Raw genomic sequence first — 16,790 nt, 5'->3', positions numbered from 1 at the left:
TCTTGGGTAGCCTATAAAATTAACATATATATTATACCATAATTTTAAATAAATGCAATACCTTTTTAAAAAAAATTTAATATTTCTTGTACATTTGTAAATAATGTGAGACCAAAAATTATAAAAAAATATAACCTGTATGTTAGAAATAAAGGATTAAATAAAAAGTTTAAAAGTTTATTCAAATTATGGTATAATTATATAAAAAGAAGGTGGTGTATATAAAAAATGAAAATAGATTTTCAAAAAATAAAAGAATTAAACGACTACATAAATACTTTTAAAAATGAAAAATTAATAAGTGTATATAGTCAAATAGATAAAGATTTTGAACTTAAATTTACACATGAAAGCACAAAAATTGAGGGGAATACACTATCGATATTTGAAGTTAAGACTATATTAGAAGATGGTTATTCTGTTGCTGGAAAAGAACTTAGAGAAATTTATGAAATCATAAATAATAAAAATGCTTTTGAATTTATAAAAGAGATGATAAAAAAAGGTGATGAATTAACTGAAGAAAAGATAAAAGATATACATGAAATAGTGGTACAAAACATTTTTCAAGGTGGGATATATAGAAATGTAAATGTGAAAATAACAGGTGCGTCTTTTAGCCCTCCAGAATTTACAAAAGTAAGAGAGGAAATGAAAAACTTTATTTTTGATTATGAAAATAATAAAAAAAATTTAAACCCAATAGAACTTGCAAGTTTTACACATGCAGAATTTGTAAGGATTCATCCTTTTGGTGACGGAAATGGAAGAACATCAAGACTTTTAATGAATTATTGTCTAATGAAAAATGGATTCAAACCTATATCAATAAATCCTGAAGAGAGAAATAAGTACTATGAATTTTTAGATTTCTATGGAAAGAACAAAAATATGAGAAGTTTAAAAGACTTTACAACTTTTTTAATAGAAAAAGAATATAAAATACTTTTAGAATATGAAAAAGAAATAGAATTTTTAAAGGATAATGAAATAGAAAAAGAAATAGAATTTTAGTTTTTATTTTTTATTTAATCATACAGCTTGGGCAAAGTCTCAAGTAGCAAACGAAAATAGTGTTTATTGGAAAAATGGATATAAAAGTTGGTGGGTAAGTCAATGCAAACATAATGGAAAAGTGGGCTGAACTGTTAGCTTTATAAAATAATTAGAATAATAAAAAATAAATTAATGAGAAGTAAAAAAAATACTTCTATACATTTGTAAATGATGTGAGACCAAAAATTATAAAAAAATATAACCTGTATGTTAGAATTAAAGGAGAATTAATTCTCCTTTAATTCTAATAATTCTTTACGTTTTTCAATAGGTGAAAGCCAATTTAAAGTTTGCATAGGTAATCTATTAGATTTATAGAGATATTTTTTCATTTGTACAACCAAATCTTCATAAGAATAAAAAGATAAATTACTGTAAAATCTTTCATTGTCATTTCTATGACTTCTTTCAACCTTGCCATTGTGTCTAGGTGTTCTAGGTCTGATTAATTGATGTTTAATACCCAATTCATTACATAGTTTGTCAAAAGGATGAACTCTTTTAGTATCTTTAAAATGAGTAAATTCAAAGCCATTATCGATTTGAATAATTTCAGAAATATAACCAAAGTGTTTAATAGCTATTTTAACAAAAGTAACAATACTATAAGAAGATTGTTCCTTAAAAGGATAAATAAACCTTTCACGAGTTGCCTGTATCATATCTTCTTGTTACTTTTGCATTATTTCCATATTTTATTGCATATTCTACTACTTTTTTGACGAAACCTCATCTCTTCTGGTATAATTATTTTCATAGGTATAATTATTTTCATAGGAAGCCTTTCTTTCTGATAATTTGTTTTTTTGTTACTATTATTTTACCAGATAGCTTCCTATTTTTTTATTTTTTTGTCACATATGTATTATCTCACAACATTTTTTAAAATTTTTTTTATATTTCTTTTATTTCATTTTTATGGTAGAATATATACATTATTAAAAAAGATTCAAGGAGAGATAATGATAAAATATTTGTTAGTTTTATTAATTTCAATGGTACCTATTATAGAACTAAGAGGTGCTATTCCCTATTCACAAGCAATGGGACTTCCAATTTTAAGTTCGTATATAATTGCACTAATAGGAAATTTAATTCCAGTTCCATTTGTTTACTTTCTTGCTAAAAAGATTTTACTTTGGGGTGAACATAAAAGGTACATTGGAAAGTTTTGTAAGAAACTTTTATTAAAAGGTCATAAAGCAGGAGAAAAAATTTTAAAAAAATCAGGAAAAAGTGGAATTTTAATTGCACTTGCGGTTTTTATAGGCATTCCTTTTCCGGGAACCGGTGCCTATACAGGAATGCTTGCTGCAAGTATTTTAGATATTGATTTTAAAACAAGTTTATTATCAGCAGTTTTAGGATTAATTCTATCAGGAATAATTATGGCTACAATTAGTTTTAATATTTTTTAAATTGGACAACTCAGTTGTTCTTTTCTATTGCAAAAAATCTAAATTTTAGTTATTATATAGGTAAGATAATTTTTATCTAATTTAATTTTGGAGGTAGTGTATGAAATTTAAAATTGGCAATTCCGGAATAGTTAAAGTTATTACTTTATTTGATGGAAATGATATTTGCGGAATAAGTGAAGAACTAAAAGCTTATGTAAAAGAAAACAAACTTTTTAACGGAAAAAGAGGCGAAGTTTTTTCAAATCTAGGTCCAAATTCTGAAAATGTAATTTTATTAGGTTTAGGAAAAGAAAAAGAAAATTCTCTTGAAAACATCAGAAGAGCTTTCCTTTCTCTTGGAAAAATTTTAAAAGCTAATAAAATAAAATCATGCAATATTGAAATCAAAAAGTTTGATGGTATTTGTTATAAATTAACTGCTCAAGCAATGATTGAAGGTATTATAAATGTGAACTACGCTTTTGACAACTTCCTAAAAGAAAAAAAAGACAAATTTGAATGTGAAGTGTTCTTTACTGTCTTAGAAGATAAAATAGAACATGTAGAAAGTGGAATAAAAGAAATTGAAGCAATAATGGAAGCAGTGTTTATGTGTAGAGATCTTGTAAATAGACCTGCTAATGATATTTATCCTGAAACCTTAGCGAATTTTGCAAAAGAAGAACTTGAAAAAGTTGGTGTAGAAGTTGAAGTTTTAGAAAAGAAACAAATTGAATCTTTAAAAATGGATGCTTTTCTATCAGTAGCACAAGGTAGTGATCTACCCCCTAAATTTATAATTATGAAACATTTACCAAACAAAGATGAAAAACCTATTGTTTTAGTTGGTAAAGGCTTAACTTATGATTCAGGTGGATATGCAATCAAACCTGCTACAGGAATGGTTACTATGAAAACTGATATGGGTGGAAGTGCCTCTGTTATTTCAACAATGTATGCAGTAGGAAAAATGAAAGTGCAAAGAAATGTAATTGCACTTGTTGCATCTTGTGAAAATATGATTAATGGACATGCTTACAGAAATGGAGATATAATTTCTTCAATGAAAGGTTCAACCATTGAAGTAATTAATACTGATGCTGAAGGAAGATTGACTTTAGCAGATGCTATTTACTATGGAGCATCAAAATTAAACCCTGAATGTATAATTGATGTAGCAACTTTAACAGGTGCTTGTATTCAAGCCTTGGGTTCAAGAGTTATTGGAGCTGTAAGTAATAATGATGAAGTCTTTGCAAAAATTAAAGAATCAGCAGACTTTATGGGTGAATACTTATGGAGATTTCCTGTTTATGAAGAACATAAAGAAAGTGTAAAAGGAAAAGTTGGAGATTTATTAAATGTAACTGCTCCCGGAACCGGCGGAGCAATTACTGCAGGAGTTTTCTTAGAACACTTCGTTGAAAACACTCCTTGGGTTCATTTAGACATTGCAGGTCCTTCATACTCAAATTCAGCTTGGGGAACAAATCCTGAAGGAGCAAGTGGTACTCCTGTAAAAACACTTTATAATTTTGTAAAAAAATACAATAAAAAATAATTAAGAATTTAAAAATGGTATGCCTTTTAAGACATACCATTTTTAAATTTATATCTTTTTAATCTTAAACTGTTTAAAACAACACTTACTGAACTAAAACTCATTGTAAATCCTGCAAGCATAGGATTTAAGTATCCGAATGCAGCAAATGGAATTGCAATAATATTATAGAAAAATGCCCAAAATAAATTTTCTTTGATTATTTTAAGAGTTTGTTCACTTATATTGATTGAATTTAAAAGTGTGTTTAAATTACCATTCATCAGAGTAATATCTGAAGTCTCCATTGCAATATCTGTTCCAGTTCCCATTGCAAAACTTATATCCGCACTCGCAAGAGCCGGAGCGTCATTGATTCCATCCCCTACCATTGCAACAATTTTCCCTTGTTTTTGCAATTCTAAAACTTTTTGAGATTTCTCATCTGGCATAACTTCATAAAGCACATTATCTATTCCAAGTTTAGTTGCAACTTTTCTAGCAACAACTTCACTATCTCCAGTTATCATATATACATCAATATTTTTTTCTTTTAATTTCTTAATTATTTCAAAAGCATTATTTGAAATTTCATCCTCTAAAACTACAAAACCAGCAAATTCACTTCCTATTGAAATAAAGATTGTCAATAATTCATTTTCGATATTTAACTCTAATTTACCAAGTTTTTCTTCAATGAATTTTCTCTTTCCAATCAATATTTCTTTATCATTGTAATTAGCTTGAACTCCCATTCCAGCAATAACTTTCAAGTCTGAAATATTTAATTCTTTTACATTTTTTTCTTTACAAAAATTTACGATAGATTTAGCTATAGGATGATCTGTGTTTTTTTCTAAGGAATATATAATACTTAAGAAATTTTCTTCTAATAATTCAGTATTATTTTTTATTTCAATAACTTTTAATTCTCCTGTTGTAAGAGTTCCTGTTTTATCGAAAATAATGCTATCCATTTTATGAATTTTTTCTAAGACTTCCCCACTCTTTATTAAAATTCCGTTTTGTGCAGCAACTCCCGTTCCTGACATAATCGCTGTTGGTGTTGCCAATCCAAGTGAACAAGGACAAGCTATAACCATTACTGCACAGCTATTTAATAAACTTGTTGTAAAATCTTTTGTAACAATATAAGTAATTACTAAAGTAGCTAAAGACGACAAAATTACTCCTGGTACAAAATAACTTGAAATTTTATCTGCAAGTCTTTGAACAGGGGCTTTTTTTGTCTGAGCATTTTGAACCAAATCAAGTATTTTAGATAATACAGAATTTTCTACTGTACTCTTTACTTCAATTTTTAAAATTCCCTCGATATTATTGGTTGCTCCAATAACAGTATCCCCAATATTCTTTTCGACAGGAACGGATTCTCCGGTAATCATAGCTTGATTTACAGAACTATTCCCTGAAATAATAACACCATCAACAGGAATTTTTTCATAAGGTTTAACTAGAACAATATCTCCAATTTTTACATCTTCAATATTCTTTTTAACTTCTTTATCACCATCAATTACAATTGCATAGTCCGCTTTCAAATCCATCAATTTCATAATTGCCCCGAAAGTATTTGACTTTGCATTTGCTTCAAAAAATTTACCAAGTAAAATTAAAGTTATAATCATTGCAGAACTGTCAAAATAAACATCAACGCTTCCTATTAAAACTTTATAAACTGAATAAAAATACGCCATTGAAGTTCCAAAAGCTATTAAAACATCCATATTTGTACTTTTGTTTTTTAAGTTTTTATAGGCATTTATATAATATCTTTTACCTACATAAAATTGAACAACACTTGCCAAAGCCCATTGAATATAACCATTTAACATAAATCTATGCAAATTAAACATATGGAAAAACATTGAAACCATAAGTGGAACACTAAATACTATCGAAATAATTAAGTCCTTTTTTAAGTCCTTAATTTCATCTTCATATATATTTTGTCTTTCCTTTTTTTCTTTTTTAACCGAAATTTTATATTTTTCTAAAATTGAATTTATTTCATCTAAAGAAACAACATCTTTTAAGTATTTTACTTTTAAAATGTCATCTTCATCTTTTACTAAAACAGTATCTTTTTCTTTTAACTCAGAAATGATTTTTTCTATATCTTCTGCTTTAAGACTACTCTTTTCGATTTTCAATTCATCTCTTTTTGGTTTATATCCAAGTCTTTTTATAACTCCAATAAGGCCTTCAACTTTTGCTCCATCTTCAACGGATACTGTAACAGTTTTGCTCATAAGATTTACAGAGACCTCTTCAACTATTTTAAGTTTTGATAGTCCCTTTTCAACCTTCATTGAACAGGCTTGACAAGTCATTCCGTCAACAAAAATATTAACCTTTTTACTCAAAAGAAGCACCTCCTAATGACATTTTTGAAATCAAAAGTTCCAACAATAAATCTATATCTCTATTTTTTGTCTTAATATCTGATTCTACAGAATATGTTAAATCAATATAATCACATAGAGTTTTTATAGAAAAACTATCACAAACTGAATACAATTTTTTACATTCGTAGTTTGAAATTTTTAACTCTTTTGAAATATAGTCTATGTGTTTTTGTTTTAGTTTCAAAACTTTTACTCCTAAAAGATTTCTAATATATCTTACAATCATATAAAATGTAGAAAAAGAGTCCTCTCCCGATTTTTTAAGCTCAACTAAAATCTTAATAGAATTTTTATAATCTTTTTTAGAAATCATATCAAGTAATTTAAAAATACTATTTTCAAATTTATCAATTAAAATTTCATCAACATCTTTAAAATCTAAAACATCTTTAGAAAATGAGTTAAGAAGTTTATTTACTTCATTTTCTACATCATAAAGATTTTTTTCTCTGCTACTATCTAAATACCCAATTCTATCGATAATATATTTTAAAACAATATCTTTAACTTCGATATTTTTTGAAACAAATCTTTTCTTAATAAATTTAAAAAGTTCAATTTCATTAAACCTTACAAGTTCAATATTATGTCCTAAAATCGAAATTTGTTTATAAAATTTACCACGAAAAGCAAGACTTCCTTTCATAACAAAAAGAAGAACTGTTGTATTTGGAATCTTATCTATATAATCATACATTTCCTCAAAAAAATTTTTATATATAGAAATTCCATTTTTTGAAAGATTTACATCATTTACAATAATAAGTCTTTTATTACTAAAAAATGGAGCTGTTTCACAATCAATCTTTAACTTTTGTAAGTCAATTTTTGAAAAATCATATTCGATATAATTCATATCAAAAAAATCTTTTGAAACAATATTCTCTTTAAATAGCTCAACAAATCTATCTATCAAAAAAATTTCTTCTCCACTTAAAACATATATACCATTAAGTTCCCCATTGTCTAGCAACTTCATAGCTTGTATATAATTCATAGTTCCTCCTCAATAAAGTCTAAATCTATAACTGAATCTTTTCTAATTTTAACTAAAACAAAGAATCCTAATAAATACATTATAATATTTAAAATATCCATAAAATAAAAATTTAATAAACCTAATAAATTACCATCAATTTCTCTAAAACCTATAATTTTTTCTTCAAATTTATTAATTCTAAGCATTATATTTCCCTGTAAATCAGTCCTAAAAACATCACTTCCTGTAGATTTTATTCTATCTAGTACATCTTTATGTGGATGGTTATATCTATTTTTATAACCACAGGAAATTATAGAAGTTTTTGGACTTGAAGCTGATAAAAATTCAGGTGAACTAGAATTCTTACTCCCATGATGAGCAACTTTCAGATAATCACAGTCTATATCGTTTTTTATAAGCTGATTTTCTGTAAAAGATCCAATATCTCCGGTAAAAAGTATTTTCTTTCCATTTACTGTAACTCTAACTATTATGGATCTTTCATTTTCTTCTGTAGAATCTTTTTCTTTTAAAACTTCTAAATCTACATCTTCTAAATTTATTTTTAAATTATTTTCAATATTATAAATATTTTCAGCCTTAACTTCTCCATATTTTTTTACAAAATCTCTATACCCGTCTTTTCTAAAAAATAAATTTTTAATCTCCACTTCCTTAGATAAAGATCCCAAATTTTTACAATGGTCTGCATCCAAATGTGAAATAAATACAAAATCTAGTTTTTTAACCCCATTTTTTTGTAAATATGGAATTAAAACAGATTTTCCGTTATCTCCTTTACCAAAAGTAATTCCACCTGTATCTATTAGAATATTATTCTGTTTTCCTCTTATTAAACAGGCATCTCCCTGTCCTATATCTATGAAATTGATATTTACTTCATTTTTATAAATGTTATAAATATTTGTAGAAACAAATAGAATCATAACAGAAAGTATAAAAAATTTAAAGTTATCAAATGTAAAATACTTAAAATCTCTCCTCTTAAAATAAATTAAAAGTAAAAAATATGTAAAAATTAAAAGTACTATGTTATATTCATAAAAAGTAACGTTTATATTTATATCCTTTAAAAAATCAACATTTAATCTTATAAGATTTAATAAATTATTAACTAATAATCCCAAAAATACACAAACTTTTAAACTAAATAAACCAAATAACAAAATAAAAAACGAAATAACTATGCAAATTACAAAAATTGGTGTTAATACTAAATTACTAAAGAAGGTAATAACTGAAAACTTCCCAAAAGTATATAAAATAATAGGTAAAATTATAAGCATAACCGAAAAAGTAAGTTTTAAAGATTTAAGTACAAAACCATCTCTCTTATTTGAAAAATATGGTAAAATCTTTGTAATTCCAAATACTGAAAACGCACTTAAATACAATCCTACATCAAAAATCATATATGGATTTATCAATAAAATGACAAAAATAGTCAATAAAAGGTCATTTAATCTATCTTTAACTTTTCCATAAAGCGACGAAAATATAGAAATAAGCAAAAATATTTCTGCTCTTAAAACACTTGCAGGATTACCAATTAAATATGCATATAAAAATATAAAAAATAAAATTATAATTTCTCTAAAAAGCCTTTTTATTGGTAAAATGACTAAAATTTTACTTAAAATTAAATATATTATTCCAATATGTAAACCACTAACAGCTAAAATATGTGAAAGTCCAATTTCTCTAATATTATTTTCAAAATCTGCATCATAGTTATTTGCAAGAAATATCCTCTTCATAATATTGGAATTATCAGTTGAAAGAAAAGTATCAAATACATTTTCGACAAATTTATGAAAATCTCTTTTTAAATTTTTATTCTCCCCAATTTTTTTTACATCATCAGAATAAATATTTGAAAAAATTTTCTTTTTCAAATTAAATCTCTTATAATTAAAAAGTCTTGGATTACCATTTGATTTTATTTCTTGAAGTTTTCCCGTTACACTTACAATATCTCCAATTTCAAACTGTTTATGATTTGTAAAAAGTAAAATTTTCTCTGTTTTTTCTGTATTCTCAATATTTTTTAATCTAACCTCATGTCTGAATCCATCTCCATCAGAACGTGCAGTTGAATTTAAAACTTCTCCTGTAAAAGAAATTTCTTGATCAAAGAATGATTTTAAATTACTTTCTTTCTCTGAAAAGAAGCTAACTAAAAAACCTAATGAAAGCATAAAAATAAGTAATCTTATTTTATTAAATCTAAAAACATATGAAAATAAACAAGCAACAGCTAAACCTAAAAATATATAAAATTTTGTAAAATGTTCAATTTTTAAAAAATAACAAAATAGAATTCCACATATTAAGGAAATCAGATAAAAAATAATATTCCTTTTCATACTGCCTCCAACCAAAAAAACATAAAATATTTTTCATAAATCCATAATTATTATATCATAATCCCTTTTTGATAATTGAATTTAGGTAATTATGATGAAATAATTACAGCTTTATCACAAGGCATAAAGCTATAATTATTATATCATATTTTGAACAATAAAAAAGCAGTAAAATTTCGTTTACTGCCTTTTATCTCATATTTAATTATTTAATTTAAAAACAAAAAACTAATCTCCAATATATTTAATATAAACTTGGCAAGGATTCCATTCATCCCATAAAGTTGGAAAACATTCCAATTCCTTATATCCTACAGATTTATAGAAATTATTTGTTATATCATACTCTTTATAATGTCCGCACTGAACAGTTTTGACTTGAGTATAAGTGTAACCAAGTTTTTTTGCCAATTTTTCATAAGCATCATTTAACTTTGTTCCAATACCCATTCTATGATAGTTTTTCTTAATACCCATAACAAAAATATCTGCACAATCCGCACTTGTAGAATTCAATACTACAAAACCTATTGCCTCGTTATCCATAAAACATGCAATAAATGGTTTGTCTTTAGAATCTATAATGTATTCTTCCGTACTTTCCGGCATACCAAACCATTCAGGAAGATCATTTAATATCTCCCTAGATATTTTTTCCTTTTCTTTAATATCAACAATTTCTTTAATAATTAATTCTTTCAAATTATTAACTCCTTTAAATTTACTATTTTATATTTTTTGTAACAAATAACAAATGATTTGTTGCTCCTAAAAGTTCTTTATTTTTACAATGATTAAAATGCCATTGTAGATAATTTTCATAAGCTACATCACTCATTTTTTCAATTTTTTCAAATAATAATTCAGAAAAGCCATCAGATGCAATTATACTTTCTATCTTTAGTCCTGATTCTTCTAACAATCTCTTACTTTCATCAACTGTAAAGAATATAAAAGGTCTGTTCCATACTCTTTGAGTATTCTTATCATATGCACCATTTTCAAAATAATTAAAATTATAGTTTGTTTCCGTAATAGGTACCATATCGTGATTTATAAATGCTATAAAAATATGTGCTCCATTTTTACAAACTCTAATTACATCATTTAAAGTTTTCAGTTGATCCTCTTTATTGGATAAATGATATAGCGGACCAAATAAAAGTACAACATCAAAATAGTTATCAGGTAATATTTCAAGCTCCAAAGAACTTAATTGCTTTGTTATAATATTTTTAAAATTGTAATTTTTCAAATTTTCATTTAATTTCAAAAAATTATTTTCAGCAGGTTCAAAAGCATATATTTCAGAAACTTTATCAGCATAATTTATAGTATAAACTCCGGTTCCCGCTCCTATATCAAGCATTTTAGTATTAAAATTTATAACTTTATCTATCTCTCTCATTGTAGTAAATTTTTCCACCATTCCGAACTTACTTTTCAATCTTGAATCTTCATCAAAAAATTTATACAACATCTGATTTCTCTGTAAATCATCATCTATATTCATTACTTCATCAAAACTTAAATCCTTACTCATAAAAACCTCCTGATAAATTTTAAATAGTATATCATATTATAATTTTAAAAACAACTTTATTATAAGAATCCAATCCTTTTACGATACTTCATATCCGGTGATTTTTTGGAAAACTTGTTATTTAACAATAAAAAAAGAGCATAAGCTCTTTAATCAATATATTTTATATTCCCACTTGCTGATTTTTTAAGTCTGTTCATTATTGAAAATCCGAGTCCCTTTTCATCACAACCCTCAACAATAATCAAATCAACATTTTTTTCGTCGAATTCTCTAAGACCTTTAAATAATTTTTTAGACATTTCTTTTAAATCAAAAACTGAACCCAATGATAAAATATTTTCACTTTCCAAACTTAAAATAGTTTCGTCAAACTTAAATATTCCAATTTTCAAGTTCTTATTTTCTTTTAATATTTTTTCAATCTCCATTGATGATTTTTTCCTGTCTTTTGCTACAATCACCACAACTTTTGCCTTTGGAGCATAATGTTTATACTTTTGTCCCGGCGATTTTGGAATTGTATTTTCTGTTACAATAGCATCATCAACTAAAATTTCATCTTCATATTTCAAAAAATCTTCCTTCGTGTAAAAACCCGGTCTTAAAATCGTATAAGGTTTTTTAGTCAAATCCAAAACGGTTGATTCTATTCCAATATTACAAAGTCCACCATCTAAGATTACTGAAATTTTACCATTCATATCAGTAAAAACATCTTCTGCAGTCGTTGGTGATGGCTTTCCTGAAATATTTGCAGAAGGTGCAGCTATGGGAACACCACATTGTTCTATAAAACTTCTTGCAATTTCATTACTCGGCATTCTAATTGCAACAGTATCAAGTCCACAACTAACCACATCAGGAATTATATCTTTTTTCTTCATAACAACTGTCAGTGGTCCCGGCCAAAAATGATTTAAAAATTCTTTTATATCATTATTTAATTCATAAACCAATTTTTCCATCATATCATAATCTGAAATATGCAATATTAAAGGATTATCCTGTGGTCTGTTTTTTGCCTTGAAAATTTTTGAAACTGCAATATCAGATAATCCATTCGCTCCTAAACCATATACAGTTTCTGTCGGAATTGCAACAATTTCATCATTTAATATTAAATTTGCGGATTTTTCTATATTTTCTTTTGTCGGTTTTAATATTTCAGTCATAAATTATTTTTCAATTTCCAAAGATTTTTTTGCCAAATGGTCTGCAAGGTCATTGTATTTATCATTTGAATGTGCCTTAACCTTAACAAATAAAATCTCTATTTCCTTTCTAAAGTCTCTAATTTTATCTTTATATCCTATAGTAAGAGGTAAATTACATTTCCATTCTCCATTAGCCCAAGATGAAATACCCTGATAATCGTAAAAAACAGTTATTTTTTTCTTTTTAAGCCTTATTGCCTCACTAATAGCCCTAATTGAGCCGAAAAGCTCTCCTGTTACATTTCTACTCTTTGCAACTTCAGGATTTTCTCCCTTTCCAAAAAACTCAATAATATCATCTTTTAAAATTAGGACAACTCCATATCCATATTCCAAAGTGTCTTTTTTATAAGAACCATCTACATAGGCTAGGATTTCATCATCTGCAATATTTTCTAAATTAAAGCTATTAACTTCATTTTCTACATTTCCATTATTCAAATACTCTTTAGCTTCTTCTAAAGTTGGAAAAGATTTATAAATTGCACCTGAAAAGCCTGTAACTTGTTTTTTACAGTCTTCCCAATTATTATAAATTCCTGTTGATTTTCCAACCTTAACTGCATAATATTTTTTTACCAAAAATATCTCCTCCTATTTCTTTTTCCAAGTTGTTGATGAAAATAAAATTAAAATCGGGAATATTTCAAGTCTTCCTGCTAGCATTGCAAAAGACAAAACTATCTTATTAAAATCAGTAAGACTTGCATAACTCCCCGTAGGTCCCACAACTGCCATTCCGGGACCAATATTATTAAATGTAGCCATTACTGCTGAAAATGCTGTTAAAAAATCAGGAACTGAAAAAGATATTAAAATCGTAAAAATAATAACTAAAAATATATAAATTACAAAATAAGCCCTTACCTCTTCTAAAACTTCACTTCCGACAGCCTTATTATCCATTTTTACACTTAATACTCTTTTTGGATTTATTGCCTTTCTAAATTGTAAAATTGATGATTTTACCAAAATTATGAGTCTTGAAATTTTCAATCCTCCAGCAGTTGAACCTGCACAAGCTCCTGTAAACATCAAGAACAGAAGAATAAAATGTGAAAAAGGCGGCCATTTTCCGAAGTCGGCAGTAGCATACCCAGTTGTAGATATTATTGAAGAGACTGTGAAAAATATATCTTTAACTGCAGTCAAATATGAAGTGTAATTATTCCTTATATTAAAAAATATTAAAACCACACTTCCAAAAACTATAAGTAAATACCATCTTAGTTCTTCACTTTTAAATACATCTTTAGCTTTCCCAATTAAAATTATATAAAACAAATTAAAGTTAATTCCAAAAGTTATCATTGCAATTGCTAAAATCATCTCAACTACTGGGCTGTTATAATGAGCTATTGAACTTGCTTTTATCCCAAAACCACCAGTTCCTGCTGCTCCAAAAGCATGAACAAATGAATCAAAAACCGGATGTCCGACTAAAATAAGCACAATTATCAAAATACCCGTCATAGCAAAATAGATTTTATATAAAATTCTTGCAGTATAACTCATCTTTGCAACAAGTTTCCCAAAAATCGGGCCGGGAACTTCGGCCTTCATAATATGAGAATGTCTATTTGAACGTGGTAATATTGCTAATGCAAATACTAAAATACCCATACCACCAATCAAATGCGTAAAACTTCTCCAAAATAGCATTGAATGACTAAGTGCTTCAACATCTGTTAAGATACTTGCGCCCGTAGTAGTAAACCCACTAGAAGTTTCAAAAAAAGCATCTATAAAACTTGGTATTGTCCCTGAAAAAACAAATGGCATTGCCCCAAAAGCAGATAAAAGTATCCAAGATAAAGAAACTATTACAAATCCCTCTTTCTCGTAAAATGCTCCACTACCATCTGCTTTATATCCGACTGCATATCCAAATAACAATAATAAAAGTATTGTCGCTAAAAAGCTTAAAATATTAGTATAATTTTCTTTATATATCATAGAAACAATAACAGGTAAAAGTAAAAATCCTGCCTCAATATATAAAATTTTACTCAAAATATATCTTATAATTCTATTATTCATAATACACCTATACCAAAATACAATCTATATTTTGTATCAAATTTGCCTTTGAAATCACTATTACAGTATCATTTACCCTTATAAAATCTTCTCCTGTTGGAAAAATCAGCTTATTATCTCTAATTATATATGCTATAAGTACATTATCTTTTATTTTCAACTCTTTTAGTGGGATGTCTAGGACTTTAGATTTTTTATTTACTTTTATCTCAACCGCCTCAGCATTATTTGATAATCTATGCAAAGTCTCTATATTTGATCCCTCACTATTAATAATTGACCTTACTACACTAATTATTATATCAGAAACTAATCTTTTTGGTGTAACAAATGAAAATCTTTCAGTAGATGGAATTATATTTAAAAGAGAAATTCTACTAACTTTCGCAACAGCTTTTTTTACATTAAGCTTTTCAGCAAACATTCCTAACATAATATTTTCTTCATCAATACCCGTTAACGCTACACAAGCATCATAATTTGTCAACCCTTCTTCATCTAAAACATCAGAGTCTGAACCATCTGCACAAATAACTTTAACCTTTGATGGAAATTTTTCGCTAAATGAAGTTGCTAAATCTCTATTAACTTCAACCAGCTTAATTTTAATATTTTCACGAATTAAGTTTGAAATTAAATAATAAGAAATTCTACTACCGCCTATTATAAAAACAGATTCTATCTTTTTGTTTCCACCTTCTAATATATTGTAAAATTTATATGCAAATTCATCAGTTCCTGTGAAATAAATTTTATCATTTTCTCTAATGATAAAATCCCCCGATGGAATAAAAATTTCGTCTTTTCTTTCAACAATTCCAATTAAAACTTTTATATTAAATTTTTGTTGCAAATCCGAAATTTTGGTGTCTTTCAATGGACTGTCCTTCCCAACAGAAATTCCTATAAGCTTCACTCGTCCATCTGCAAATGTTTCAACTGAATGTGCAAATGGATACTTTAAACCTCTAGAAATTTCTCTTGCAGCGACAAATTCAGGATTAATTACTAAATCAATTCCCAGTACTTCCTTGACAAAACCAGACTTAGAAGAATATTCTGGATTTCTAACACGTGCAATAGTATACTTTGCTCCCATATTCTTTGCAAAGATACAAGATATAATATTTATTTCATCACTCTCTGTTACAGAAATAAATACATCGCTATCTGCAACTCCTGCCTCTTCTAAAACATCATAGTTCGTTCCACTTCCAGAAATTCCCATAATATCATATTTAGATAACATTTCATTTAGTATTTCTTGTCTTTTTTCTATTAAAATAATATCATTGTCTTCTGTATTCAAATCAGTAAATAAATACTCTCCAACCTTACCAGCTCCAACTATTATAATTTTCATAAATACCTCCAATTCATAGTATATCATATTTTTAAAAAACTTCAATAGAAAAAAATATTTTATATAAATCGTCATTTTATTGATATTCATTATTAAAGTTTTAAAGATATTCCTATGGGTAAAATAGACTTGAAAAACAAATAAGTTTTTAAATATTTTAAAATTTTAGGAGGAATGAAATGTCATTTGAATTAGTAAAATTAAATTATGCTTATGATGCGTTAGAACCTGTAATAGACAAAGAAACTATGGAAATTCATCATAGCAAACATCATCAAGCTTATGTAAATAACTTAAATAACTTAATTAAAGATACAGTATTTGAAGAAGCTTCATTAGAAGAAATTCTAACACATTTAGAACATGCTCCAGAAGATAAGAAGAACGGAATTAGAAATAATGTAGGTGGAGTTTTCAACCACAATTTATTCTGGGAAAGTATGACTCCAGGTGGATCAAAAGAAGCTGTTGGAGAAGTAGCTAAAAAAATTAACGAAAAATTTGGAAACTTTGAAAATTTCAAAGAAGAATTTAACAAAAAAGGTGCTGGACAATTCGGTTCAGGTTGGGTATGGCTTGTTTGTGATAAAGAAGGAAATATTGAAGTGATTTCAACACCTAATCAAGACTGCCCTATTTCATGTGGAAAAATTATCCTTTTAGGAAATGATGTTTGGGAACATGCTTATTATTTAAAATATCAAAATAAAAGAGCTGAATACCTAAAAGAATGGTGGAAAGTTGTAAACTGGGATGTTGTAGAAAAAAGATATAAAAATAGAAACCATAACGAATGTTCTTGTAGTTGTGGATGCTAATTAAATAAAAATAAG

General features: G+C 26.8%; 13 protein-coding genes, 1 pseudogene and 1 other annotated feature (1 of these 15 only partly in view). Of the genes and pseudogenes, 4 read left to right on the top strand and 10 right to left on the bottom strand.

All coding sequences use genetic code 11. The features are described from left to right. Positions 1–25: a sequence feature (ribosomal protein L10 leader region), on the bottom strand; it reaches 93 nt to the left of the window's first position. A 203-nt stretch (positions 26–228) separates the two neighbouring features. After that, positions 229–1,014, top strand: coding sequence for a Fic family protein (locus VJI93_RS01975; RefSeq protein ID WP_323998692.1), 786 nt, complete (start codon positions 229–231; stop codon positions 1,012–1,014). Positions 1,015–1,283: 269 nt separating this feature from the next. Here the strand turns inward: VJI93_RS01975 and VJI93_RS01970 are convergent. Further along, a pseudogene (locus VJI93_RS01970) lies at positions 1,284–1,712 on the bottom strand (integrase core domain-containing protein); the annotation flags it as partial. Positions 1,713–2,018: 306 nt separating this feature from the next. On the opposite strand from VJI93_RS01970, the gene VJI93_RS01965 reads away from it, so the two are divergent. Together VJI93_RS01965 and VJI93_RS01960 are read left to right on the top strand one after the other, a co-directional pair. Further along, on the top strand, positions 2,019–2,474 hold the full coding sequence (locus VJI93_RS01965) for a COG2426 family protein (protein ID WP_323998693.1): 456 nt from the start codon (positions 2,019–2,021) through the stop codon (positions 2,472–2,474). Between the two features lie 100 nt (positions 2,475–2,574). Next, entirely contained in the window at positions 2,575–4,017 is a 1,443-nt protein-coding gene (locus VJI93_RS01960; RefSeq protein WP_323998696.1) for a leucyl aminopeptidase, read from the top strand. A 26-nt stretch (positions 4,018–4,043) separates the two neighbouring features. Here VJI93_RS01960 and VJI93_RS01955 read toward each other — a convergent pair whose 3' ends face one another. From VJI93_RS01955 to trkA, 9 genes are all read right to left on the bottom strand, one after another. Next, positions 4,044–6,383 carry a heavy metal translocating P-type ATPase gene (locus VJI93_RS01955; RefSeq protein ID WP_323998698.1) on the bottom strand — a complete coding sequence of 780 codons (2,340 nt, stop codon included), beginning with the start codon at positions 6,381–6,383 and terminating at the stop codon, positions 4,044–4,046. Continuing rightward, positions 6,376–7,422, bottom strand: coding sequence for a DNA polymerase III subunit delta (gene holA, locus VJI93_RS01950; RefSeq protein ID WP_323998700.1), 1,047 nt, complete (start codon positions 7,420–7,422; stop codon positions 6,376–6,378). Before holA ends, VJI93_RS01955 begins: the two co-directional genes overlap by 8 nt. Beyond that, positions 7,419–9,794: a DNA internalization-related competence protein ComEC/Rec2 gene (locus VJI93_RS01945; protein ID WP_323998701.1), complete on the bottom strand. Its 2,376-nt coding sequence runs from the start codon at positions 9,792–9,794 to the stop codon at positions 7,419–7,421. Before VJI93_RS01945 ends, holA begins: the two co-directional genes overlap by 4 nt. A gap of 228 nt (positions 9,795–10,022) precedes the next feature. Beyond that, positions 10,023–10,496, bottom strand: a complete 474-nt coding sequence (locus VJI93_RS01940; protein ID WP_323998702.1) for a GNAT family N-acetyltransferase — start codon at positions 10,494–10,496, stop codon at positions 10,023–10,025. 22 nt (positions 10,497–10,518) lie between these two features. Then, positions 10,519–11,337 carry a class I SAM-dependent methyltransferase gene (locus VJI93_RS01935; protein WP_323998703.1) on the bottom strand — a complete coding sequence of 273 codons (819 nt, stop codon included), beginning with the start codon at positions 11,335–11,337 and terminating at the stop codon, positions 10,519–10,521. Positions 11,338–11,486: 149 nt separating this feature from the next. After that, entirely contained in the window at positions 11,487–12,512 is a 1,026-nt protein-coding gene (locus tag VJI93_RS01930; protein WP_323998704.1) for an L-threonylcarbamoyladenylate synthase, read from the bottom strand. A 3-nt stretch (positions 12,513–12,515) separates the two neighbouring features. Continuing rightward, positions 12,516–13,136 (bottom strand): ribonuclease H family protein, encoded by a 621-nt coding sequence (locus VJI93_RS01925; protein WP_323998705.1) that lies wholly within the window; start codon positions 13,134–13,136, stop codon positions 12,516–12,518. Positions 13,137–13,148: 12 nt separating this feature from the next. After that, positions 13,149–14,594, bottom strand: coding sequence for a TrkH family potassium uptake protein (locus VJI93_RS01920; protein WP_323998706.1), 1,446 nt, complete (start codon positions 14,592–14,594; stop codon positions 13,149–13,151). A 7-nt stretch (positions 14,595–14,601) separates the two neighbouring features. Beyond that, positions 14,602–15,957, bottom strand: coding sequence for a Trk system potassium transporter TrkA (gene trkA / locus VJI93_RS01915; RefSeq protein ID WP_323998707.1), 1,356 nt, complete (start codon positions 15,955–15,957; stop codon positions 14,602–14,604). Positions 15,958–16,136: 179 nt separating this feature from the next. Here trkA and VJI93_RS01910 point away from each other — a divergent pair, with 179 nt between their 5' ends. Continuing rightward, positions 16,137–16,775, top strand: a complete 639-nt coding sequence (locus tag VJI93_RS01910) for a superoxide dismutase (protein ID WP_323998708.1) — start codon at positions 16,137–16,139, stop codon at positions 16,773–16,775. The last annotated feature ends 15 nt before the right edge of the window (positions 16,776–16,790 follow it).

It is taken from the genome of Parvimonas sp. M20, from assembly GCF_035282425.1.
In the GTDB taxonomy this organism is placed as follows: domain Bacteria; phylum Bacillota; class Clostridia; order Tissierellales; family Peptoniphilaceae; genus Parvimonas.
Note: the sequence above shows the minus strand (reverse complement) of the source record. Positions and strands in the feature narration are given on the sequence as shown.